This window comes from Microbacterium sp. Ld4 (assembly GCF_045066555.1).
Classification (GTDB): domain Bacteria; phylum Actinomycetota; class Actinomycetes; order Actinomycetales; family Microbacteriaceae; genus Microbacterium.
Genome location: NZ_JBISHE010000001.1, coordinates 1 through 20,633, shown reverse-complemented (window position 1 = coordinate 20,633; position 20,633 = coordinate 1). Strand labels below are relative to the sequence as shown.

Genomic DNA, 20,633 nt, shown 5'->3' with positions numbered 1-20,633 from the left:
GTGCTCAACCGTAGAGGGTCATAGGAAACGGCCGGGAACCCTTGCGTGACGCATGCGAAGCCGTGTACCCGGCCGCGCTCCTCCGAGCAGGTCGCGAGAGGCATCCGGGACCACGGCGATGACCGGATATCCGCCGGTCACCGGCCCGTCGGGACCGAGGATCACCGGCCGACCTCGCGGCGGCACCTGCAGGGCCCCCGGCAGCATGCCCTCGCTCGGCAGCTCCCCCGTGCGGGACCGTGTGAGGGCGGGACCGTCGAGACGGATGCCGATGCGGTCGGCGTCGGCCGAGACGGTCCACAGCGCCTCGAAGAGCAGCTCGTTCGCTTCGCGGGTGAACCAGTCGCGCCGAGGCCCGGGCGCGAGAGGGATCTCGAGGACGTCGGGCGGCGGCCCCCAGGGGTGGAGGTCATCGACCGGGATCGCGGCCGCCTCCTCGCCGGAGAGGGCGACCGTGTCGCCGGAGGCGAGCGGCCGGGGCCCGAGCCCCGCGAGGACATCGGTGGCGCGGGAGCCGAGGACCGCCGGCCCGGCGACGCCCCCGCGCACCGCGAGGAACGCCCGTGCGCCGTGGGCGAGGGGGCCGACCTCGAGCGTCGCCCCGGCCGGCCACCGGACGGCGCGGAAAGGATCGACCTCGAGGTCTCCGACGCGAAGCGGCCCCCACCCGCCGGTCACGGCGATCCACAGGTCGTCGGCCGCGACGGCGCGGAAGCCGCCGAGGGTGATTTCGAGACCGGCGGCCCCCTCGGCGTTGCCGACGAGGCGGTTGCCGGTGCGGAGCGCCGCCCGGTCGGCGGCACCGGAGAACGCGACACCGTCGGCGAGGCGACCCGCGCGGCCCTGATCCTGCACCGTCGTGAGCGCCCCCGCGGCGAGGACGGTGAAGGCCGGGCGCCCGCCCGCGCCGTGGGGCGACGCCGCGGGTCGAGGAGCCGCCTCGGTGCGGGCTATCGCCTCGAGGCGAGGAGCCGCCGCGGGTTGCGGAGCCGCCGCGGGTCGGGCGATCGCCTCCCGCGCGGGCGCGAAACGCACCCGCGCACCGGGGCGCAGGAGCGCGGGCTCGGCCGCAGCCGGGTCGAACAGCTGCGCGGAGGTCGTGCCGATCAGCCGCCAGCCGCCGGGCGTCTCACGCGGGTAGGCGCCCGAGAACTCCCCCGCCAGGCCGACCGACCCCGCGGGCACGCGCGTGCGGGGGCTCGCCAGGCGTGGCACGTCGAGCCCCCAGCCCTCGCTCACGAGATAGCCGAAACCGGGCGCGAAGCCCGTGAAGGCGACGGTCCACTCCGCGGCGTGGTGGCGGGCGGCGAGCGCCTCCGCCGACATGCCCATCTCGGATGCCGTCGCCTCGAGGTCGAGTCCGTCGTACACGATCGGCACCTCGACGAGCGGAGCGTGCCGCCGCGCGGGTGGTGCCGACGCGGCATCCGTCGCTCTCAGCCACGCCTGCACCGTGGCGATCGCGGTGACGGCCGGATCGATCCGCACGAGGATGGTGCGGGCCGCGGGCAGGATCTCGGTCACTCCGGGAAGCGCCCTGGACCGGAGCCGGTCGGCCAGGGCCACGACCTCGCCCAGCGAGCTGAGTTCGGCGAGCAGTGCGCGCTCGCCGAACGGCAGGATCACCACGGCGCCCGCACCACGACGCTCGCCGTGTCGAGGGACGCGCGGACGGCGCGGGCCATCGCGACCGCGCCGGGCGAATCGCCGTGGACGCACAGCGACGCCGCCCCCACCTCGATCAGCGACCCGTCGACCGCCCGGACCACGCCCTCCGTCGCCATGCGGACGGCCCGAGCCGCGACGGCATCGACGCTCTCGAGGAGGGCGCCGGGCTGCGACCGCGGGACGAGCGCACCCGACGGGAGGTAGGCCCGGTCGAGGAAGGCCTCGCGCACGAACGGCAGGCCCGCCTCGCCGGCGGCACGGGAGATCTCCCCCGGCATCCCGAGGACGGGCAGGGCCCGCCCGAGCGCCCCGGCGACGTCGGCGACGGCCCCGATGACGGCGGCGGCGGCATCTGGGCGCGAGATGACCACGTGATAGAGCGCTCCATGCGGCTTGACGTAGCGGAGGTCGGCGCCCGCCATGAGCAGCGCCTCGAGCTGACCGCGCACCTGCGACCGCAGCTCGACCGGGTCGACCTCGAGGGCGGTCCTGCCGAAGCCCGCCCTGTCAACGAAGGACGGATGCGCGCCGACGGCGACACCGGCGGCGGCCGCCCGTTCGACTGCTTCGCGCATCGAGCGGGTGTCGCCGGCGTGGCCCCCGCACGCGATGGAGGCACTCGAGATGACGGCGAACATGGCGGCGTCGTCGGCCGTGGGACGCCCGTCGACGGTCTCGCCGAGGTCGGCGTTGAGGTCGATCGGGGCCATCGCCCCACGTTATCGCTGTCGGGGCCCTCGGCCACCCCGTGACCGCGCTGTAGCGGTCCGCGGCCACCCCGTGCCACGATGAGGGCGACCGGGGGGGCACGATGACCGACGCCATGCACGACGCACGCACGCCCATCGCAGGATCGGCGCGGACCATGATCGCCGACGCCGACCTGCCCCGACGGCTCGTCCGCGACTACCTCACGACGGTGAAGCCGTTCAACGGGTTCGTCATCGCATCGGCGCTCGGGATGATCGCTGTCGCCGTCCTCTGGTACGCGATCTCGATGAACCCGCGGATGATCCTGCAGCTCGTTCCCCTGGCGCTTCTCGCCCTGATCGTCGGTGTCGCCTACCGGCGCGTGCGCGCGTCACGGCTGCGACGAGCGACGCAGGCCGCATACCCGCTCGGCCAGGAGATCGCCTGCGCGGTCACGTCCGACGGACTCGAGATCGAAGCCGCCACCGGACGCGCCGAGATCCGGTACGCGGCGATCTCCGGCGTCACGATCTCGGGAGACACGGTGATCGTGAACCTCGTGCACCTCGAGGGCGCCGCGGTGCTCCTCCCCCGCGACCTGCTCACCGACGACGACGTGACCGCGCTCCGCACCGGGCATCTCGCCCGCTGAGGCGCGCCCCGTCAGCCCGCGAGCCTCGCGGCGGGCATGCGTGTCTGCATGACCGCGACCGCCTCAGGGCTGTGGTCGACGAGCACCGCGTCACGGCCGAGGGCATCGGCGACGGCGCCCGTGGTCCCCGAGCCCGCGAACAGGTCGAGCACACGGTCGCCCGGCCGGCTCGACGCCTGCACGATCCGGCGCAGGATGCCCTCGGGCTTCTGCGTCGGGTAGCCCGTCTTCTCACGCCCCGACGTGGGGACGATCGTGTGCCACCAGACGTCGGTCGGGAGCTTTCCCCGCGCCGCCTTCTCGGGTGTCACGAGCCCCGGCGCCATGTACGGCTCTCGGTCGACGGCCTCGGAATCGAAGTGGTACCGGGCCGGATCCTTGACGTACACGAGGATCGTGTCGTGCTTCGAGGGCCATCGGCGACGCGACTTCGCCCCGTAGTCGTACGCCCAGATGAGTTCGTTGAGGAAGCACTCCCGACCGAAGACCGCATCGAGCATGACCTTCGCGTAGTGAGCCTCGCGGTAGTCGAGATGGAGATACAGCGTGCCGTCGTCGGCGAGCAGGCGCCACGCCTCGCGCACCCGCGGCTCGAGGAAGGCCCAGTAGTCGTCGAATCGGTCGTCGTAGAGCCGCAGCATCCCGCGGGTGCGGGCGTACGAGGCGCCCCGGAAGCCGCCCTTCACCGGACCGGATGCCGGGCCAGCGCCCCCCGGGAGCTCCGCCGCGGCGGAACCCGACACCAGGGCGGAATCGATCAGCGCGGCCGGGTCGGGATCGGGAACCGATCGGGTGGCCGACTCGATCGCCCGCTCCTGCGCCCGACCGGTGTTGAAGGGCGGATCGAGGTACACGAGCGCGAAGGAGGCGTCGGGCAGCCGCCGCGCCACGTCGAGGTTGTCGCCGAGGTGGATCTCGACGGTCACGGAACGCGCTGCAGCCAGGCGTCGGTCGAGAACTTCGACGCGACGAGCTGCTCGGCCTCGGCGTACTCCTCGGCCGAGAGCTCACCCTCCTTCGCTCCGTAGAGCGACGCGAACGTCTCCTTGAGGCGCTCGATGATCTCCGCGCGCGGCAGACCGGTCTGGCTCCGGAGCGGATCGACGCGCTTGGCCGCCGACGTCGTGCCCTTGTCGGAGAGCTTCTCGCGGCCGATGCGGAGGACCTCGGTCAGGACCTGACCGTCCATGTCATAGCTGAGGGTTGCGTGATGCAGCACTCCCCCGTTGGCGAGCCGCTTCTGCGCGGCGCCGCCGATCTTGCCCGAGGGCGAGGCGATGTCGTTGAGCGGCTGATACGTCGCTTCGATGCCGAGCGAGCGGAGTGCGTGCAGCACCCAGTCGTCGAGGAAGGCGTACGAGTCCGCGAAGGTCATGCCCGCCACGAGGGATGCCGGCACGTACAGCGAGTAGGTCACGATCGAGCCCGCCGCCATGAGCATCGCGCCGCCGCCGGAGATACGGCGGACCACCTCGAACCCGTGACGCGCGGCGCCCTCGGGGTCGACCTCGTTGCGGTACGACTGGAACGATCCGATGACGACGGCCGACTCGTCCCACTCCCAGATCCGCAGGGTGGGCGTTCGGCGCCCATCGCCGACGCGGGTCGTGAGGACCTCGTCGAGGGCGAGGTTCATCGCCGGCGAGACCGCCTTCTCGTGGATGATCTCCCACTCGAACTCGGTCCAGCCCGGCGCGACGATGAGGGCGCGGCGCACGGCCGTACCGACCGACTCAGGCGTGAAGCCGAGGAGCTGAGCACCCTCGGGCAGGGCGGCGCGGACCGCCGCCCCGATGGCCGCGACGTCGGATTCGACCGGGAGCCCGGTGACCGCGGCGTCGATGTCGGCGAGCGCGTCGTCGGGTTCGAGGAAGAAGTCACCGGCTAGATGGAACTCCGCGATGCGACCGTCCTGCACCTCGAGATCGACGACGACCAGTTTGCCGCCAGGGACTTTGTACTCACCGTGCATGAGTCCATTGTGGCGCTGTTCGGGAGCGCCGGGTGCGCGGGTGGTCAGTCGCGACGAGGCATCCGCTGGTCGAGCCACGCCAGGAGGTCGGCGCGCACCTCGCCCTGCACCGCCTCGTTGAAGATCTCGTGACGCGCATCGGGGTAGACGAAGGTCGTCACGTCGGTCAGCTTCGAGCGGTTCCGGTAGGCATCCGCGAGGCGGTGGACGCTTCTCGGCCCCCCGACCGGATCGTCGCCGCCCACGAGGAGCAGCACCGGGAGCGCGACCCCGAGGTCGCGGCGGGGGCGGCCGATGAGCCGGAGCGTGTCGCGGATGCCGAAGAGCTCGGCGAGCGGGGTGGTCGTGGTCAGCGGGTCTGCGAGGAAGGCAGTGCCCACGGCGGCATCCGTCGACAGCCACTCGGTGCCGTTCGCTCCGGGACCGGCCCACCGCTTGTTGAGCGGTGCCGCGTTGAGGTCGCCGGGCCACCGCAGCGCCGAACCCGACAGAATGAGCGCGTCGTACGCCTGCGGGGCGTCGTCGACCATCATCTGCGCGAGGAACGAGCCCCACGAGTGTCCGAGGAGGACGAGCGGGAGGCCGGGGTTCTCGTCGCGGATGATCCCACTGAGCCGCACGCACGCGGCGACCGCGGCTCGCAGCCCGCCCGGCCCGAGCCGGCCGAGACGCGTCGCGTCGCCGCCGTGCTGGCGCATGCCGGTGCGGCCGTGGCCGCGGTGGTCGTCGGCGTAGACGATGAACCCGGCCTCGGTCAGGGCGCCGATCGTCGTCGCGTACCGGCCGGCATGCTCGCCGACGCCGTGGAGCAGCTGGACGACGCCGCGGGGGGCGCCGTGGGCGGGGTGGACGTCGTAGACGATCGCGATGCCGTGTGCATCGATGAACTCGGGCATGCTCCGCATCCTATGGGCCGCCCCGACCTCGGATCGCCCAGCCGTTAGCCAGACTAATGAGCTATGCTAACTAAACAGATGACTGACACCTCCCCCTCCGATGACCTCGCCCACGCGGCATCCGATCTGCGCATGGCGACGTTCCGTCTGGCGCGACGCCTCCGCTCCGAACGCGCCGTCGATTCGATGAGCGACGGGCAGTTCGCCGTCCTCGCCGCGCTGAAGGTCCACGGGCCGCACACCCTCGGCGAGCTGGCCGAGCGCGAACGCGTCTCCGCGCCGTCGATGAACCGCACCGTCAACTGCCTCGAGGAGCTGGCGTACATCTCGCGCACGCCCGACGAGACCGACCGGCGGAAGGTCAACATCGACCTCACCGACGCCGGACGCGAGGTCGTCGTCGAGACCGTGCGGCGCCGCGACTCCTGGCTCGGGACCGTCCTCGAAGAGTTGAGCCCCGATCAGCGCGCGACGCTCGCGAAGGCCGCCGAGATCATGCAGGAGGCCGCCGAACGATGAGTTCCACGATGTTCCGCTCCTTCTCCGTCTTCAACTACCGCGTGTGGTTCATCGGCGCCCTCGTCTCGAACGTCGGCGCGTGGATGCAGGCCACCGCGCTGAGCTGGGTCGTCCTCACCCAGCTGACCGACAACGACGCCACCGCCATGGGCATCACGATGGCGCTGCAGTTCGCACCCCCGCTCCTGCTCGTCGGGCTCACCGGCTGGGTCGCAGACAAGTTCGACCGCCGCAAGCTGCTGTTCGTCACGCAGGGGTCGCTCATGACGCTCGGCCTCATCATCGGCATCCTGCTGCTGATGGATGCCATGACGCTCCCCGTCATGTACGCCTTCGCCTTCGGACTGGGCATGGTCGCCGCCTTCGACAACCCGACCCGCCAGGCCTTCGTCTCCGACCTCGTCGCCCGCGAGAACGCGTCGAACGCCGTCGCGCTGAACGCCGCATCGTTCAACACGGCGCGCATGATCGGGCCCGCCGTCGCAGGCCTCGTGATCGTCGCCGTCGGCACCGGCTGGGTGTTCATGCTGAACGCGATCACGTTCCTCGCGATGCTGGTTGCGCTGCTCCTCATCCGCAGCGACGAACTCGTCCCCCGGCCGAAGATGCGCAGCGCCGCGCGCATGGCCGACGGCCTGCGCTACGTCGGCAGCCGCCCCGACCTCATCGTCACGTTCATCATGGTGTTCCTCCTCGGGGCGTTCGGGATGAACTTCCCGATCCTGGCCTCGACGATGGCGCTCGAGTTCGGCCAGGAGGCTGACGGGTACGGCGTGCTCAGCTCTATCCTCGCGATCGGATCGCTCGCGGGCGCCCTTCTCGCCGCCCGCCGCGACCGGGCGAGGCTCCGTCTCGTCATCGCCGGACTCGGGCTGTTCGCCGCGGCATCCATCGTGTCGGCCTTCATGCCGGTCTACGGCCTCTACGCCGCCGCGCTGATGTTCGTCGGGTTCGCCACGGTGACCACCCTGACGACGGCGAACGGCTACGTGCAGACGACGACCGAACCCGCGCTCCGCGGCCGGGTGCTCGCGCTGTACATGGCGATCCTCATGGGAGGCACGCCGATCGGCGCTCCCATCGTGGGATGGGTGGCCGACGCGTTCGGGCCCCGCATCGCGATCCTCGTGGGCGCGGCCGCCGCCCTCATCGCCTTCGGCATCGGGGGAGGCTGGCTGCTCTTCTCGGGCCGCCTGCACCGGCACCAGTCGCGCCGGTTCGCCCTCACGATCGACGAGACGCGCCCGATCTCGGTGATCGCCCCCGAGGAGTTCAGCGACGAGGTCGCCGCGACCACGCCGATCCGGCTGCCCGATGATCGGGGTGATCGGGGCGACCGGGGCGAGCGGGGCGACCGGGGCGAGCGGGCCTGAGCCTTCGGCCGGGTTCGCCGGCGCCGGGCACCCTGTCAAGGGGGCCGGGCGCGGGAGGAGCCGGGCGTAGCGTGACCGCCATGACCGAACACGACGCGGACCAGAACGCCACCGACGACGGCGAAGCCCCGATCGAGCAGCAGAACCCGCTCGGCGGCGACGACACGACGGAGGAGGAGCTCGACGCCGACAACGACGTCGAAGCCGACACCGTCGCGATGCTCGACCCCGACGACACCCCCGCCTGACGCTCCGGCGGCGGGGCCTCAGGCCTCGCGCGTGATGAGCACCTGCACCGCGAGGCGGCTCTTGAACGGACCGGCGTAGACGCCGCGCAGCGGCGGCACGTCGTTGTAGTCGCGGCCGCGACCGACGGTGACGTGGCGGTCGCCGATCTCGGCGTCGTTCGTCGGGTCGAACCCGTGCCACGAGCCGGCATACCACTCCACCCAGGCGTGGGACTCGCCCACCACCGGCACACCGACCTCGGCTGTCGGGTTCGGGTGCAGGTACCCCGACACGTAGCGGGCGGGGATGCCGACCGAGCGGATGGCGCCGAGCGCGATGTGCGCCATGTCCTGGCACACGCCCTTGCGGGAAGTCCACGCCTCGGCCGCCGTCGAGTGCACCTCGGTGGCGCCCGGCACGTACTCGACCGCCTGCCCGATCGCCGTCGCGATCGCGAGGGCCGCCTGCGACGGGTTCGTGTGCTGCGCGGCGATCGCCGCCGCCATCGCGGCGACCTCGGGATGCGGGTCGGTTCGCCCCGTCTGCCCGAGCATCTCGACCGTGCCGATCGAGCGCTCGGCGTCGCGCGCCACGGCCTCCCACGTGGTGTCGGGATGCGTCAGCGGCCGTGCGCGGACCTCGACGAGCGAGCGCGCCGTGATCTGGAGGGCCGAATGCGCCGCCAGCACGTCGAACGCGGCGACGCGGGTGCCGAAGTAGTCCACGTAGTAGTTCACGGCCGTCGACGGCTCGATGTCGAGCTGCGAGCTCAGCACGAACTGACTGTCGTTCGTCGTGGGCAGCATCCGCGCCTCGTTGTACGACGCCCCCACGTTGCCCGGGTAGTCGAAGCCCGTCGTGTGCTCGATGCGCAGGCGCTTCATGAGGTCTCTCCGATCCAGCTCGGTTCGGCATGGGTGGGGAAGAAACGGCCACGGATGGCCTCGGATGCCTCCCGGGCCACCGACTGCACGCTCTGCATGTGCTCGGGCAGCTCGGCGAGGACCTCTTCGATCGGGCGGTACTCGAGCTCGTTGCGGATGCGGCCGAGGGCGCGCAGCACGGTGTTCGAGTGGCCGACGCGATCGGCGACCGGATCGATCGCGCTCATGCAGCGCTCCGCCGTCTGGATCGAGTGGATGATCGACCGCGGGAACAGCCGGTCGAGCAGGAGGAACTCGGCCGCGTTCTGCGAGCTCGGCACGCCGCGGTAGGTGCGGAGGTAGGCCTCGTAGGCGCCGCACGAGCGGAGGATGGTCGTCCACGAGGGGCCCGAGGCCTCCGTCAGAGATCGTGTGGCCAGCATCCGAGCCGTCATGTCGGTGCGCTCGATCGCGCGACCCAGCGTGAAGAACTGCCACGACTCGTCGTGGCTCGTCGAGTTGTCGGTCACCCCGACGGCGAGCGCGGCGCGTTCACGCACCCACTGGAAGAACTCGTGGACCTTCTCGTCGTTGAGCCGGCGCGGCATCCGCGAATAGGTCGTGTTCAGCGTCTCCCAGAGCTCGGTCGAGACGATCTCGCGAGCGCGGCGGGCGTTCTCGCGGGCCGCCTGCAGCGAGTACGCGATCGAGGAGGGATTGGTGCGGTCGACGGCGAGCAGGGTGAGGACGTCTCCTCGCGTCACGAGGCCGCCGTCCTTGTCGGGCGGGACGGTGCCCATGACGCCCATCAGCGACCGGCAGGCGGTGTCCTCGTCGATCCACGGATCCTCGAGCAGCAGCTGCAGGTGCACGTCGAGGATCCGCGACGTGCCGTCGGAGCGCTCGATGTACCGCCCGATCCAGAACAGCGACTCGGCGATGCGACTCAGCATGCCGCCCCTCCCTCGGCCTCGTCCTGCGTATCGGATGCCGCGGCATCACGGCCCTGCTGCTGTTGCTGCTCCTGCTGCTCGTGCGGGGTACGAGGCCGGTCCTGCGGAGAGTGGTCGGGCTCGTCCTGCGCGTCGTAGATGATCGGGATCGCGGAGGTGACCGTCGCCTGCTCGGCGACGAGACCGGCGAGGCTCTGGTTCTGGCCGTACTCGCCGCCTCGACGAGGCGAGTCTCCGCCGACGATCCAGGTGTCCTTCGATCCGCCGCCCTGGCTCGAGTTGACCACCAGCTGCCCCTCGGGCAGGGCGACGCGGGTGAGTCCGCCGGGAAGCACCCACACCTCGTCGCCGTTGTTGACCGCGAAGGGGCGGAGGTCGGCATGGCGGGGACGCATCCCGTCCTCGACGAGCGTCGGGATGGTCGAGAGCATGACGACCGGCTGCGCGATCCAGCCGCGCGGGTCGGCCTGCAGCTTCGTGCGGAGCGCATCGAGTTCGGCGCGGCTCGCGTCGGGTCCCACGACGAGCCCCTTGCCTCCCGAGCCGTCGACGGGCTTCACGACGAGCTCGTCGAGCCGGTCGAGCACCTCTTCGAGCGCGCCCGGATCTTCGAGCCGCCAGGTGTCGACGTTCTTGAGGATGGGCTCCTCCGCGAGGTAGTAGCGGATGAGCTCGGGAACGTAGGTGTAGAGGAGCTTGTCGTCGGCGACGCCGTTGCCGACCGCGTTGGCGATCGACACGTTGCCCAGCCGCGCGGCGAGCATGAGGCCCGGGGCTCCGAGCATCGAGTCGGCGCGGAACTGCAGCGGGTCGAGGAAGTCGTCGTCCACGCGCCGGTAGATGACATCGACGCGCCGCGGACCGCGGGTGGTGCGCATGAACACCTTGCCGCCCTGGCAGACCAGGTCGCGGCCTTCGACGAGCTCCACGCCCATCAGGCGGGCGAGGAGGGTGTGCTCGAAGTACGCGGAGTTGTAGACCCCGGGGGTCAGCACGACGACGTTGGGATCGTCGACTCCGGGAGGGGCGGAGGCGCGAAGCGCCTGGAGGAGCTTGTTCGGGTAGTCGCCCACGGGCTGCACCCGCATCGAGACGAACAGCTCGGGGAGGGTCTGCGCCATGACGCGCCGGTTGGAGATGACGTAGCTCACGCCGGAGGGAACGCGGACGTTGTCCTCGAGAACCCGCATCTCGCCGTTCTCGTCGCGGATGAGGTCGATGCCGGCGACCTGGATGCGGACGCCGTTGGCGGGCCGGATGCCGGCGGCCTGGCGGTAGAAGTACTGCGACGAGGCGATCAGCTTGGCGGGCAGCAGTCCGTCGCGCACGACGTGCTGGTGACCGTACGCGTCGTCGAGGAAGGCCTCGAGAGCGCGGACGCGCTGCTGCACGCCCTTCTCGACCCGCGACCACTCGTCATAGGCGATGACGCGCGGCACGGCGTCGAGCGGGAAGGGACGCTCCTCCCCCGCGAAGTCGAACGTGACTCCCTGCGCGAGGTACGAGCTGGCGAGCGATTCGGTGCGCCCGCGGAGCTCCTCCTGCGTCATCTGGGCGAGCGCCTGGTAGAGCTCGCGATACGCCGAACGCGACTCTGCAGGCGCGCCCGCGTGCCCCGGCCCGCGGAACATCTCGTCGAACGCCGGAACGCCCGAGGCGGTCTTCCGGGGTGCGAGCGTGGAGCCGTATCCATCGAAGAGATCGCCCATGCGATGAGCCTAGTGGGGCGCATGTTGCGGGAGTGTTTCCCCTCCGCCGCATCGATCCGAGGCCGTTCGGATGCTGCGCCCCACCCGTCCGGATTCAGCTGGTGAGGACCGTCTTCAGCTGTTCGACGGCCCAGTCGATCTCGGTTCCGCGGATCACGAGCGGCGGCGCCATGCGGATCGTCTGCCCGTGCGTGTCCTTCACGAGCACGCCGCGCGCGAGCAGCTTCTCGGCGATCTCCCGCCCGGTGCCGAACGCGGGGTCGATGTCGATGCCGGCCCAGAGACCGGCGACACGGACGGTGGTGACGCCGGCGCCGACCAGGGCCTCGAGGCGCTCCTGCAGGTGCGCGCCGAGCGTCGCCGAGCGCTGCTGGAACTCACCGGTCGCGAGCAGCTCGACGACGGCCAGGCCGACCGCGGCGGCGAGCGGATTGCCGCCGAACGTGGAGCCGTGCTCGCCCGGGTGGATGACCCCGAGCACGTCGGCGTCGCCCACGACGGCCGACAGCGGGATGATCCCGCCGCCGAGCGCCTTGCCGAGCAGGTACAGGTCGGGCACGACCTCCTCGCGATCGCACGCGAACGTGGTGCCGACCCGCCCGAGACCCGACTGGATCTCATCGGCGATGAAGAGCACGTTGTTCGCCGTGCAGGCTTCGCGCACCGCGCGCAGGTACCCCTCCGGAGGGATGATGACGCCGCCCTCGCCCTGGATCGGCTCGATCAGCACAGCGGCGGTGTTCTCGTCGATCGCCGCCTCGAGGGCGGCCGCGTCGCCATAGGGGACCATCGTGAATCCGCCCGCGTACGGGCCGAAGCCCTCGCGCGCCTGCGGGTCGTCGCTGAAGCCGACGATCGTGGTCGTGCGTCCGTGGAAGTTCCCGGCGGCGACGATGATGTTCGCCGCGTCGGCCGGCACACCCTTGACGCGGTAGGCCCAGGCGCGCGCGACCTTGATCCCGGTCTCCACCGCCTCGGCGCCGGTGTTCATCGGGAGGACCATGTCTTTGCCCGACAGGGCGGAGAGGGCTGCCGCAAACGCGCCGAGCCGGTCGTTGTGGAAGGCGCGGCTCGTGAGGGTCAGCGCGCCCAGCTGCGCGACCGCCGCCGAGACGAGCGCGGGATGCCGGTGCCCGAAGTTCAGCGCCGAGTAGGCCGACAGCAGGTCGAGGTAGCGGCGCCCGTCGACATCGGTGACCCACGACCCCTCACCCGACGAGACGACGACGGGCAACGGGTGGTAGTTGTGCGCGACGTGGACGCCCTCGGCCTCGATCAGGCCGGCCGTCGTCACCTCGGTCGGGGCGGCGCTCATCGTGCACTCCGAAGCTCGAGGGTGCAGCACTTCACGCCGCCGCCGCCCAGCAGGAGCTCGGAAAGATCGACGGGAACCGGAACGTAGCCGCGCTCGCGGAGCTGCGCGGCGAAGCCGGTCGCACGCGGCGACATGAACACGTGCTTGCCGTCGCTCGCGGCGTTGAGGCCGAAGACCGCGCCGTCCTCGTCGGACACGTGGATGGCGTCGGGATAGCGTTCCGCGAGGATGCGCTGCGAGTCCTCGTCGAAGGCCGACGGCAGGTAGGCGATGTTCGCACGCTCGGCGGCGCCGGGGCCCTCGACCGGGTCGAGGACGGTGATCGCGGTGTCGAGGTGATAGAACCGCGGGTCGACCAGACGCAGCGAGACGACCTCGCGGTCGAACACCTCGCCGAGCTCGCGGTGGCTGTCGCCCACCGAGCGGAAGCCGGTGCCGGCGAGGATCGTGTCGCCGACGAGGAGGAAGTCGCCTTCACCCTCCTGCACCTCGACCGGCTCGATGACCTCGAAGCCGTTGGCGGCGAACCAGTCCATGAACGGACGCTCTTCACCGGAGCGCTCCGGAACGCGGAAGCGGACACCGAGTGCGCGCCCGTCGATGATGAAGCCGCCGTTGGCGGTGTAGACCATGTCGGGGAGGCCGGGGACGGGATCGACCAGTTCGACCTGGTGACCCAGCGACACGTAGGTGTCGTGGAGCTCCTGCCACTGGGCGACCGCCTTGGCGGTGTCCGTCGGGTGGGTCGGCTCCATCCAGGGGTTGATGCGATAGCTGACGGTGAAGTGCTCGGGCCGGCACATGAGGTATCGGCGCGGCTGCGCGATGCGCTCGGGGACCGGGGCCTCGGCCGTCGACGAGAGGGTGTCGTGATGCGTGGACATGAATCGCTCCTTGATCAAGGGGCGGCGGACGCTGTCCAGAGGCCCGGCGGGACTGTTCGAAGCCGACGACCCGGGCACGCCGGCATCCACTATGCCAGACCGGCCCTCGGACCGGCAGAAAATCTGGAACGGGTGACAGGATGCCTCTCATGGGTAGACGCACGGGTGAACAGACGAAGACCCTGCTGCTGCGGACGGGCATGCAGATGCTCATCGAACGGGGCGTGAGCGCGGGGGTGCAGCACATCCGACTGCAGGACGTGGTCCGCAGGGCCGGCCTCACCTCGGGGGCCGCGTACCGCCTCTGGGGCGACCAGACCGACTACCACCGCGATCTCTCGGTGGCGATGATGCGGATGCGGGTGGCCGGACCGGCCGACACGATGCAGGCGACCGTCGAAGCGCTCGTCCGCGAGGGAGCGACCGCGGACGAGATCATCAGCGTGGCGGCGTTCGCCCACATCCGGACGGCCGCTCTCGATCTCACCGACCCCATCGACCTGCTGGACGCCCAGTCGTTCCTGATCGCGCTGGCGCTGCGGACCGCCGCCGACACCTGGCCGGAACTCACCGAGGCGAGCCACACGCGGCACGCCGAGTCGAATGAGGCGTTCGCCGTGCTGTACCAGCAGGTGATGGACGCCTTCGGCATGCGGATGCGCGAGGGCCTCACCATCCAGGACTTCACTCAGGCGATGTCTGCGCTGGCCGAGGGCTTCGCGATCCGCGAGCTCGAAGGACTCCCCCACCCCACCTACACCCTCACCGGCGAGGACGACCTGCCGCCGGGCGACTGGACGCTCATCGGACTCTCGGTGCGCGCACTCGTGCAGGGCTTCATGGTCCCGCGCGACGGCAACGACGACCCGTTCCGACGGAACTGAGCCCACCGCTCCGGAGGCGCCTCGGACAGCGGAATGCCCCGGAGCCGAGGTCGGATGACCCGGTTCCGGGGCGACACTCCCCCAGGCGTGTGTACTTCGCAGGCCCGCGCGACATGATCGCGCGAAGCACTGCGGCGCGCTCCCCAGCGGCGCATGTCCATGGTGCGCGACGCCGGAGACGCGCACCAGAAAGATAAATTGTTTCTCTTCGCCCGGAGCGGGGTCAGGGCCAGATGCTGGGCGCCTCTGCCCTCGTCGACGGCAGCGCCGACGCGGCGGCCCAGTCGGAGATCCACGCCGGCAATGGCGCCAGGGTGTCGGGGCGATGCAGGGCCTCGAAGAGCTCCTCCATCGGGACGATGCCGCCGCTCTTTCGGAGGAAGCGCACGCGCAGCACCATCTCGGCGTACACCTCCCCCCCGACGACGGCGCGGTGCATCTGGTAGACCGCCTTGTCGTCGTGCCCGATGATGCGCGTCTCGACCGTGAAGCGCTGCCAGAGCTGCAGCGACTTGCGGAACGTCACCGTCTCGCTGGCGACGACGCCGTACCAGCCCCGCTCCGACATGGCCTGCCAGAGGCCGGTGCGCACGAGCAGGTCGAATCGGCCGAGGTCGAACAGCGACGCGTAGCGCCCGTTGTTCATGTGGCCGAGGAGGTCGATGTCGGTGGGGAGCGTGCGCAACCGGATGCGTCCGACCGTGTCGGGCGCGACGGTTCCGCGGCGGCGGTAGAGCAGCCGTGCGCGCAGCATGATCAGGACAGTTCGCCACCAGACGTTCACGAGGCGTGAGCCTATCCCGTCCCCGTCTCTCGACCCCGCCTCGGCGGGACATTCAGGCCGATTTCACGATCGTGCGGCCCGTGCGTAGAGTCTGGCCATGGACCCCGAACTCCAGACCGACACTGTCGTCCGTCCCGTTCGCGATGTCGATGCCGAAGCCCTCGGGCGGGTGCACGCAACGTGTTGGCACGAGACCTACGACCACCTGATCAGCAAGGCCGCACTCGAGAACGTGTCGGCCCGGCGTCTCGCCGAACTGTGGACCCACTGGGCTCAGCAGGGCCCCGACTTCAGCATGGTCGCCGCGCTCGCCGGCGGTGAGATCGTCGGCTTCGCCGGCTCGGGACCGGCGCGCGACCGCGACGCCCCGCGCATGCGCGAGCTGTACTTCATCTATCTGCTCGACGCCTGGCACGGCACCGGAATGGGCCAGCGCCTGTTCGACGCCGTGATCCCCGAGGGCTCCGACGCCTACCTCTGGGTGGCGGAGGACAATCCCCGCGCGCACCGGTTCTACGTCCGCAACGGATTCACCCTCGACGGCGCGAGCCACACCGAGCCGTTCCTGGGCGAGACGCTCACCGAGGTGCGCTTCGTGCGCTGACCCTCTCGGCGGTCAGACGGCGCGGCATCCCCCTCCGGATGCCGCGCCGTTGCCGTCTCAGGCGGACGCTCAGCGACTGCTGACGTTGCCGAACAATCGCGCGATCGGCGCGACCACGAGCGGACGCATCGCCACGTAGGCACCCACGGTGACGACGATCGACAGGGCGAAGAGCCAGAACCCGGTCCAGTTGTCGGCGTATCCGGCCGGATCGGTGGACCCCTGCGCGGCGTACATGTGGTTCAGGTTGCGGAGCGCCCCGGTCGAGAGCACGAGAGCGACGTGGATCACGATGAACACCACGAAGTAGAGCATCGTGGGGAAGTGGAGCGCGCGAGCCCACTCGACCGGGTAGAGCGCGTTCAGCTTCTTCGCGTTCTTCGGCCAGACCGCGCTCATGCGGTAGCCGGTGATGGCCGCGAGCGGCGCGGCGATGAACACGGTCGCGAAGTAGGCGAGCTGCTGCAGGGCGTTGTAGTTGACCCAGCCGTTCTCGGTGGGCCAGTCGAGCGACACGTACTGCAGGGCAGCGGAGGCGGCGTTGGGCAAGACCTCCCAGGACGTCGGGACGATCCGCATCCACTGGCCGGTGGCGAAGAGGAGCACGACGAACAGGAGGCCGTTCGCCAGCCAGAGCACGTCGAGGGCCTGATGCAGCCAAAGCGTGAGGCTCATCTTGCGCTTGCGGTTCTTCTTCGAGACCCAGAACGCGCTCGGGCGCTTCTCCTGCCGCACCTGCAATCCGGTGCGAATGATCAGCACCATGAAGAAGGCGTTGAGGAAGTGCGACCAGTTGAGCCAGGCGGGGAACCCCACCGGGGCGCCCTCGGGCAGGTGGTACTCGCCGGGGTACGTGGCGATGAAGTCCTGCATCCCCTGAAGGCTCAGCAGCCACCGCACGGCGAGCACGGCCATCGCGGCGAGATAGAGCAGGCCTCCTCCGCCGATCACGACCACGCCCGCCCACTGCGCGCGCGTGAATGGACCGACCCGTGTCGCCACGACCTTCGGCGCGGGTCGGCGCGCGGAGCCGGCCCGGGCGAGCGGTCGCTCCTCGAGGGGCGACCGCGGGTGCGGCGCGGGAGCAGGCGTCGCCGCGGCGCGCTCGGGCGTGGGCTCCGGGGCCGTCAGGGTGGCGGGGTCGGGCGGGACAGGCGCGGCGGGGTCGGGCTTCGGGGAGGCGGGGGTGACCGCCGGTTCCGGTGAGGCTGAGGCGGGCGCGGCGGCGGCCTCGGGTTCCGGTGAGGCCGGGGTCGCGTGTTCAACGGGCGAGCCCGGCGCGGGGGTGGCCGGCGCGGCGGTGCCCTCGGGCGGCCACGGGGCGCCGGAGGGCTCACGCGGGAGCCCTCGCCGCAGCACGGGGGCGGAGGCGGGGTCGCCGGACGGCGCGGAAACGGGTCGCGCGGTGGCGGGAAGATCGGCGGGTGACTCGCCGGAGTTCTGCTGCGGTGGCGTCGCAGCGCCGGCAGCCGACGCGGCCTCGGCCGGGACCGGCGGTGCTGGCGGTGCGCTCGTACCGGTCGCTGCGGGAGGCCAGGGGTCGCCGCCCGCGCTACGGGGAAGACCGCGTCGGACGGTGCGCTCGGCACTCGCCGGTGCGGCGGATTCTGCAGCGGCGGCGGGTGCGGGAGCTGCAGCGGCCGCCGGGGTCTCCGCCTGTGCGGGAGCTGCGGCATCCGTCGGGGTCTCCGCCTGTGCGGGAGCTGCGGCATCCGTCGCCGGAGGCCAGGGCTCGCCGCCGGGCGTGCGCGGCAGCCCGCGGCGCACGGTGCGTGCGTACGTCGCCATCCCGCTCCTAGTTCTTCTTCGCCTCGAGCGCCGCGATCAGCTGCGGCACGACGGTGAACACGTCTCCGACGACACCGAAATCAGCGATGTCGAAGATCGGTGCCTCTCCATCTTTGTTCACCGCGACGATCGTTTTCGCCGTTTGCATGCCAGCCTTGTGCTGAATCGCCCCGGAGATGCCGAGAGCGACATACAGCTGCGGCGACACGGAGACACCGGTCTGGCCCACCTGGTACGAATACGGCACGTACCCGGCGTCCACGGCAGCGCGCGAGGCACCGACGGCGGCGCCGAGGACATCGGCCAGCTGCTCCACGAGCGCGAACTGCTCGGCGGAGCCCAGACCACGGCCACCGGAGACCACTTTGCCGGCGCCGCGGAGCTCGGGCCGGCTCGAGGTGACGACCGCCGGGTCGAACGAGGTGACCTGGGCCGCCGGCGCCGCAGACGCGGTCACGTCGAGGGGCACGACGGTCGGCAAGGCGACCGCCGCCGCTCGCGCCTCGACAGCGCCCTGACGGACGGTGATCACGAGCGGGCCGAAGGTGGCGGCGGCCGTGACCGAGTACGCGCCGCCGTAGACCGAGTGCAGGGCGAGGACGCCCTCGTCGTCGCGCGAGACGCCGACCGCATCGACGCACAGAGCTGCCGACGTGCGTGCGGCGAAGCGGCCGGCCACGTCGCGACCCTCGACCGAGTTCGACACGAGCACGGCGTCGGGGCTGACGAGAGCGGATGCCGCAGCGAGCGCGTCGACGACGGGCACGGTCAGGTCGGTCGAGTCCGTCGCGGCGGTGAGCACGGTCTCCGCTCCGAGCGATGCCGCCTCTTCGGCGAGTGCGGCGAGATGCGCCGCGGGCGCAGTGATGAGAGCGACGGGCCGGCCGATCTCGGCGGCGGCCCCGATGAGTCCGGCGGCCGACGTGACGAGGCTGCCGTCCGGGGTCGTGTCGACCCAGACGAGAACGGCGTCTGCGGGGAAATCAGTCATCGCGGCCTCCTCAGACCAGACGGTTCTCGATGAGGAACCGGGCGAGCTGCTCGCCCGCGTCGCCCTCATCGGTGATCTTGACGCCGGCCGTGCGGGGCGGCTTCGCAGCGACCTGGGTCATGATCGACTGCGCCGCGAGCGACGGGTCGACATCGACGTCGAGGTCGGCCAGGGACAGCGTCTCGAAGGGCTTCTTCTTCGCCGCCATGATGCCCTTGAAGTTCGCGAACCGCGCATCGGGAAGGGCCTCGGTGATCGAGATCACGGCGGGGAGCGTCGCCGAGATCCTTGCCGTGCCGGCATCCGTCGCTCGCGTTCCGGTCACGACGTCGGCGGCGATCACGACCTCGGTGAGCGCGGTCGCCTGCGGCACTCGCAGGTGCTCGGCGAGCATCGCCGGCAGCACACCGCCGGCGCCGTCGGTGGAGAGGTTGCCGGTGATGACGAGGTCGAATCCGGTGCGCGTGAGAGCGGCGGCGAGCACCCTCGCTGTCACGCCCAGGTCTGCGCCGGCCAGAGCGTCGTCGACGATCTGGACGGCCGAACCCGCCCCCATCGCGAGGCCCTTCCGAACGGATGCCGCGGCGCCCGCCGACGCCATCGACATGACGACGACCTCGACGCCGTCTGTGCTCTCGGCGTGGGTCAGGGCCACCTCGAGAGCCCGCTCGCCGATCTCGTCGAGGACGCGCTCGGACGCACCCCGGTCGGCGAGACCGGTCTCGAGATCGAGCTTCCGGTCACCCCAGGTGTCGGGCACTTCTTTCAGCAGGACGATGATCTTCATTGACTCCTCCTCGACATCACGCTCGAGTCTACGGTCGCGCGCGTGCGCGCCGTCCCGGGCGATGCCGGCGGGGCACCGTCAGCCCCGCAGGGCGCGGAGACGACTGATCACCCGGTCGGAGTCGACCGGCGGCGCCTCGGCATCCGTGAGCCGTTCGAAGGGCGCGGCGGACGTCACCACCAGGCGTACGTCATGGTCGTAGAGCACATCGACGAGGGTCGCGAAGCGCATGAGCGGCTCTCGTCGGACGACCGCCAGGTCGGGGACGCCTCTGACCTCCACGGTCTCGAACCGGTCGGCGATGCCCTGGTACTGGCGAACGCCGACGGCCGCGTCGCAGATGCCGGCGAAGTCGAACGCGATGCGCCCGTCCGCCATCTCGAGCGGATGGAGCGGGATCCCGTCGATCTGCAGTGCGGATGCCGGGACTCCGGGGGTGGGGGATGCCGGGATGCCGGGGGTGATGGTCCAGCGACCGGAGACGAATGTCGCGCGGCCATCGTCGCCGAGAGCACGGTGGTCGGGACCGGAGCCGACGGCGATGACGCCCAGCTCGGCGGTGATGCGCTCGATGGCCGGGAGGAAGCGCTCGTGCAGCTTCGGGTCGGGCATCAGGTCGTGAGGCGCGTAGTTGCTGGTCGCGATGAGGACGATGCGGTCCTCGGCGACGACCTCGAGGAGGGCCGAGAGGTAGACGGCATCGGCGACGTCGTGGACGTGGAACTCATCGACCAGGAGCGCGCGGACGGGGCCGAGGAGCCGGCGGAGCACGATGGCCGGCGCCTTCCACTCCCGGATGAGCTCGGCCTGCAGGCGCCGGAACAGCTCGTTGAGGTGGAGTCGCAGCGACGTGTCGGGGTCGAAGGTCGCCAGGTAGAGCTCGGCGAGCATCGACTTGCCGCGCCCGACCGGTCCGTGGAGGTACAGACCCGCGCGCGGCTGGCCGAGCACCGCCGTCACGGCGTCACGCTGCGTGTCGTCGAGGCGGAGCGCGGCGGTGGCCGCGGCGAACCGCTCGGTCGTCTCGTCACCCCGCAGCACAGGTTCGCGGGCGGGGGCGGCGGGGGAAACGG

The 20,633-nt window shown here is 71.2% G+C and carries 21 protein-coding genes; 6 read left to right on the top strand and 15 right to left on the bottom strand.

Features of this window, described 5'->3' with window-relative positions; translation table 11 throughout:
• Positions 1 to 18: 18 nt before the first annotated feature.
• A complete protein-coding gene (locus tag ACJJV7_RS00105) occupies positions 19 to 1,629 on the bottom strand; it encodes a 5-oxoprolinase/urea amidolyase family protein (RefSeq protein ID WP_405371601.1) in 1,611 nt (536 codons plus the stop codon).
• Positions 1,623 to 2,378, bottom strand: a complete 756-nt coding sequence (gene pxpA, locus ACJJV7_RS00100; protein WP_405371599.1) for a 5-oxoprolinase subunit PxpA — start codon at positions 2,376 to 2,378, stop codon at positions 1,623 to 1,625. The genes ACJJV7_RS00105 and pxpA overlap by 7 nt, the downstream gene beginning before the upstream one ends.
• A gap of 101 nt (positions 2,379 to 2,479) precedes the next feature.
• Here pxpA and ACJJV7_RS00095 point away from each other — a divergent pair, with 101 nt between their 5' ends.
• Positions 2,480 to 3,010, top strand: a complete 531-nt coding sequence (locus ACJJV7_RS00095; RefSeq protein WP_405371597.1) for a YcxB family protein — start codon at positions 2,480 to 2,482, stop codon at positions 3,008 to 3,010.
• An 11-nt stretch (positions 3,011 to 3,021) separates the two neighbouring features.
• Here the strand turns inward: ACJJV7_RS00095 and ACJJV7_RS00090 are convergent, their stop codons facing one another.
• From ACJJV7_RS00090 to ACJJV7_RS00080, 3 genes are read right to left on the bottom strand one after another with little or no spacing between them, the layout of a single operon-like run.
• Positions 3,022 to 3,936 (bottom strand): DNA-methyltransferase, encoded by a 915-nt coding sequence (locus ACJJV7_RS00090; protein WP_405371595.1) that lies wholly within the window; start codon positions 3,934 to 3,936, stop codon positions 3,022 to 3,024.
• On the bottom strand, positions 3,933 to 4,982 hold the full coding sequence (locus ACJJV7_RS00085; RefSeq protein ID WP_405371593.1) for a biotin/lipoate A/B protein ligase family protein: 1,050 nt from the start codon (positions 4,980 to 4,982) through the stop codon (positions 3,933 to 3,935). Before ACJJV7_RS00085 ends, ACJJV7_RS00090 begins: the two co-directional genes overlap by 4 nt.
• A 44-nt stretch (positions 4,983 to 5,026) precedes the next feature.
• Positions 5,027 to 5,878: an alpha/beta fold hydrolase gene (locus ACJJV7_RS00080; protein ID WP_405371591.1), complete on the bottom strand. Its 852-nt coding sequence runs from the start codon at positions 5,876 to 5,878 to the stop codon at positions 5,027 to 5,029.
• Between the two features lie 78 nt (positions 5,879 to 5,956).
• Here ACJJV7_RS00080 and ACJJV7_RS00075 point away from each other — a divergent pair, with 78 nt between their 5' ends.
• The 3 genes from ACJJV7_RS00075 to ACJJV7_RS00065 all read left to right on the top strand — a co-directional run bounded on the left by ACJJV7_RS00075 (position 5,957) and on the right by ACJJV7_RS00065 (position 8,018).
• A complete protein-coding gene (locus tag ACJJV7_RS00075) occupies positions 5,957 to 6,397 on the top strand; it encodes a MarR family winged helix-turn-helix transcriptional regulator (protein ID WP_405371589.1) in 441 nt (146 codons plus the stop codon).
• Positions 6,394 to 7,770: an MFS transporter gene (locus ACJJV7_RS00070; protein WP_405371587.1), complete on the top strand. Its 1,377-nt coding sequence runs from the start codon at positions 6,394 to 6,396 to the stop codon at positions 7,768 to 7,770. Before ACJJV7_RS00075 ends, ACJJV7_RS00070 begins: the two co-directional genes overlap by 4 nt.
• Positions 7,771 to 7,850: 80 nt before the next feature.
• Positions 7,851 to 8,018, top strand: a complete 168-nt coding sequence (locus ACJJV7_RS00065; RefSeq protein WP_405371585.1) for a hypothetical protein — start codon at positions 7,851 to 7,853, stop codon at positions 8,016 to 8,018.
• 18 nt (positions 8,019 to 8,036) lie between these two features.
• Here the strand turns inward: ACJJV7_RS00065 and ACJJV7_RS00060 are convergent, their stop codons facing one another.
• The 5 genes from ACJJV7_RS00060 to ddaH all read right to left on the bottom strand — a co-directional run bounded on the left by ACJJV7_RS00060 (position 8,037) and on the right by ddaH (position 13,722).
• Positions 8,037 to 8,882, bottom strand: a complete 846-nt coding sequence (locus ACJJV7_RS00060) for a transglutaminase domain-containing protein (RefSeq protein ID WP_405371583.1) — start codon at positions 8,880 to 8,882, stop codon at positions 8,037 to 8,039.
• Positions 8,879 to 9,814 carry an alpha-E domain-containing protein gene (locus tag ACJJV7_RS00055; protein WP_405371581.1) on the bottom strand — a complete coding sequence of 312 codons (936 nt, stop codon included), beginning with the start codon at positions 9,812 to 9,814 and terminating at the stop codon, positions 8,879 to 8,881. Before ACJJV7_RS00055 ends, ACJJV7_RS00060 begins: the two co-directional genes overlap by 4 nt.
• Positions 9,808 to 11,523 (bottom strand): circularly permuted type 2 ATP-grasp protein, encoded by a 1,716-nt coding sequence (locus ACJJV7_RS00050; protein WP_405371579.1) that lies wholly within the window; start codon positions 11,521 to 11,523, stop codon positions 9,808 to 9,810. The genes ACJJV7_RS00055 and ACJJV7_RS00050 overlap by 7 nt, the downstream gene beginning before the upstream one ends.
• A gap of 94 nt (positions 11,524 to 11,617) precedes the next feature.
• On the bottom strand, positions 11,618 to 12,838 hold the full coding sequence (rocD, locus tag ACJJV7_RS00045) for an ornithine--oxo-acid transaminase (protein ID WP_405371577.1): 1,221 nt from the start codon (positions 12,836 to 12,838) through the stop codon (positions 11,618 to 11,620).
• Positions 12,835 to 13,722 carry a dimethylargininase gene (gene ddaH / locus ACJJV7_RS00040; protein ID WP_405371575.1) on the bottom strand — a complete coding sequence of 296 codons (888 nt, stop codon included), beginning with the start codon at positions 13,720 to 13,722 and terminating at the stop codon, positions 12,835 to 12,837. Before ddaH ends, rocD begins: the two co-directional genes overlap by 4 nt.
• A 149-nt stretch (positions 13,723 to 13,871) precedes the next feature.
• On the opposite strand from ddaH, the gene ACJJV7_RS00035 reads away from it, so the two are divergent.
• The gene (locus tag ACJJV7_RS00035; RefSeq protein WP_405371573.1) at positions 13,872 to 14,606 is read left to right on the top strand and encodes a hypothetical protein; all 735 of its coding nucleotides are present in this window, start codon (positions 13,872 to 13,874) and stop codon (positions 14,604 to 14,606) included.
• 223 nt (positions 14,607 to 14,829) lie between these two features.
• Here the strand turns inward: ACJJV7_RS00035 and ACJJV7_RS00030 are convergent, their stop codons facing one another.
• Positions 14,830 to 15,390: an acyl-CoA thioesterase gene (locus tag ACJJV7_RS00030; protein ID WP_405371571.1), complete on the bottom strand. Its 561-nt coding sequence runs from the start codon at positions 15,388 to 15,390 to the stop codon at positions 14,830 to 14,832.
• Between the two features lie 97 nt (positions 15,391 to 15,487).
• Here ACJJV7_RS00030 and ACJJV7_RS00025 point away from each other — a divergent pair, with 97 nt between their 5' ends.
• Positions 15,488 to 15,994 (top strand): GNAT family N-acetyltransferase, encoded by a 507-nt coding sequence (locus ACJJV7_RS00025; RefSeq protein ID WP_405371569.1) that lies wholly within the window; start codon positions 15,488 to 15,490, stop codon positions 15,992 to 15,994.
• 69 nt (positions 15,995 to 16,063) lie between these two features.
• Here ACJJV7_RS00025 and ACJJV7_RS00020 read toward each other — a convergent pair whose 3' ends face one another.
• The 4 genes from ACJJV7_RS00020 to zapE form a co-directional block, all read right to left on the bottom strand.
• Positions 16,064 to 17,782 carry a cytochrome b/b6 domain-containing protein gene (locus ACJJV7_RS00020; RefSeq protein ID WP_405467791.1) on the bottom strand — a complete coding sequence of 573 codons (1,719 nt, stop codon included), beginning with the start codon at positions 17,780 to 17,782 and terminating at the stop codon, positions 16,064 to 16,066.
• Positions 17,783 to 17,789: 7 nt separating this feature from the next.
• Positions 17,790 to 18,773: an electron transfer flavoprotein subunit alpha/FixB family protein gene (locus ACJJV7_RS00015; RefSeq protein ID WP_405371563.1), complete on the bottom strand. Its 984-nt coding sequence runs from the start codon at positions 18,771 to 18,773 to the stop codon at positions 17,790 to 17,792.
• A gap of 10 nt (positions 18,774 to 18,783) precedes the next feature.
• Entirely contained in the window at positions 18,784 to 19,560 is a 777-nt protein-coding gene (locus tag ACJJV7_RS00010; RefSeq protein ID WP_405371561.1) for an electron transfer flavoprotein subunit beta/FixA family protein, read from the bottom strand.
• 78 nt (positions 19,561 to 19,638) lie between these two features.
• The coding region (zapE, locus tag ACJJV7_RS00005; protein WP_405467789.1) for a cell division protein ZapE at positions 19,639 to 20,633 on the bottom strand (995 nt) is incomplete at its 5' end.

Bases quoted from the DNA above. Each gene is read 5' to 3' on its own strand.
- ACJJV7_RS00095 (WP_405371597.1), top strand. From the start codon at position 2,480: ATGACCGACGCCATGCACGACGCACGCACGCCCATCGCAGGATCGGCG.
- ACJJV7_RS00050 (WP_405371579.1), bottom strand. From the start codon at position 11,523: ATGGGCGATCTCTTCGATGGATACGGCTCCACGCTCGCACCCCGGAAG.
- pxpA (WP_405371599.1), bottom strand. From the start codon at position 2,378: ATGGCCCCGATCGACCTCAACGCCGACCTCGGCGAGACCGTCGACGGG.
- ACJJV7_RS00075 (WP_405371589.1), top strand. From the start codon at position 5,957: ATGACTGACACCTCCCCCTCCGATGACCTCGCCCACGCGGCATCCGAT.
- ACJJV7_RS00065 (WP_405371585.1), top strand. From the start codon at position 7,851: ATGACCGAACACGACGCGGACCAGAACGCCACCGACGACGGCGAAGCC.
- ACJJV7_RS00070 (WP_405371587.1), top strand. From the start codon at position 6,394: ATGAGTTCCACGATGTTCCGCTCCTTCTCCGTCTTCAACTACCGCGTG.
- ACJJV7_RS00020 (WP_405467791.1), bottom strand. From the start codon at position 17,782: ATGGCGACGTACGCACGCACCGTGCGCCGCGGGCTGCCGCGCACGCCC.
- ACJJV7_RS00010 (WP_405371561.1), bottom strand. From the start codon at position 19,560: ATGAAGATCATCGTCCTGCTGAAAGAAGTGCCCGACACCTGGGGTGAC.
- ACJJV7_RS00015 (WP_405371563.1), bottom strand. From the start codon at position 18,773: ATGACTGATTTCCCCGCAGACGCCGTTCTCGTCTGGGTCGACACGACC.
- ACJJV7_RS00025 (WP_405371569.1), top strand. From the start codon at position 15,488: ATGGACCCCGAACTCCAGACCGACACTGTCGTCCGTCCCGTTCGCGAT.
- ACJJV7_RS00060 (WP_405371583.1), bottom strand. From the start codon at position 8,882: ATGAAGCGCCTGCGCATCGAGCACACGACGGGCTTCGACTACCCGGGC.
- ddaH (WP_405371575.1), bottom strand. From the start codon at position 13,722: ATGTCCACGCATCACGACACCCTCTCGTCGACGGCCGAGGCCCCGGTC.
- ACJJV7_RS00035 (WP_405371573.1), top strand. From the start codon at position 13,872: ATGGGTAGACGCACGGGTGAACAGACGAAGACCCTGCTGCTGCGGACG.
- ACJJV7_RS00080 (WP_405371591.1), bottom strand. From the start codon at position 5,878: ATGCCCGAGTTCATCGATGCACACGGCATCGCGATCGTCTACGACGTC.
- ACJJV7_RS00055 (WP_405371581.1), bottom strand. From the start codon at position 9,814: ATGCTGAGTCGCATCGCCGAGTCGCTGTTCTGGATCGGGCGGTACATC.
- ACJJV7_RS00085 (WP_405371593.1), bottom strand. From the start codon at position 4,982: ATGCACGGTGAGTACAAAGTCCCTGGCGGCAAACTGGTCGTCGTCGAT.
- rocD (WP_405371577.1), bottom strand. From the start codon at position 12,838: ATGAGCGCCGCCCCGACCGAGGTGACGACGGCCGGCCTGATCGAGGCC.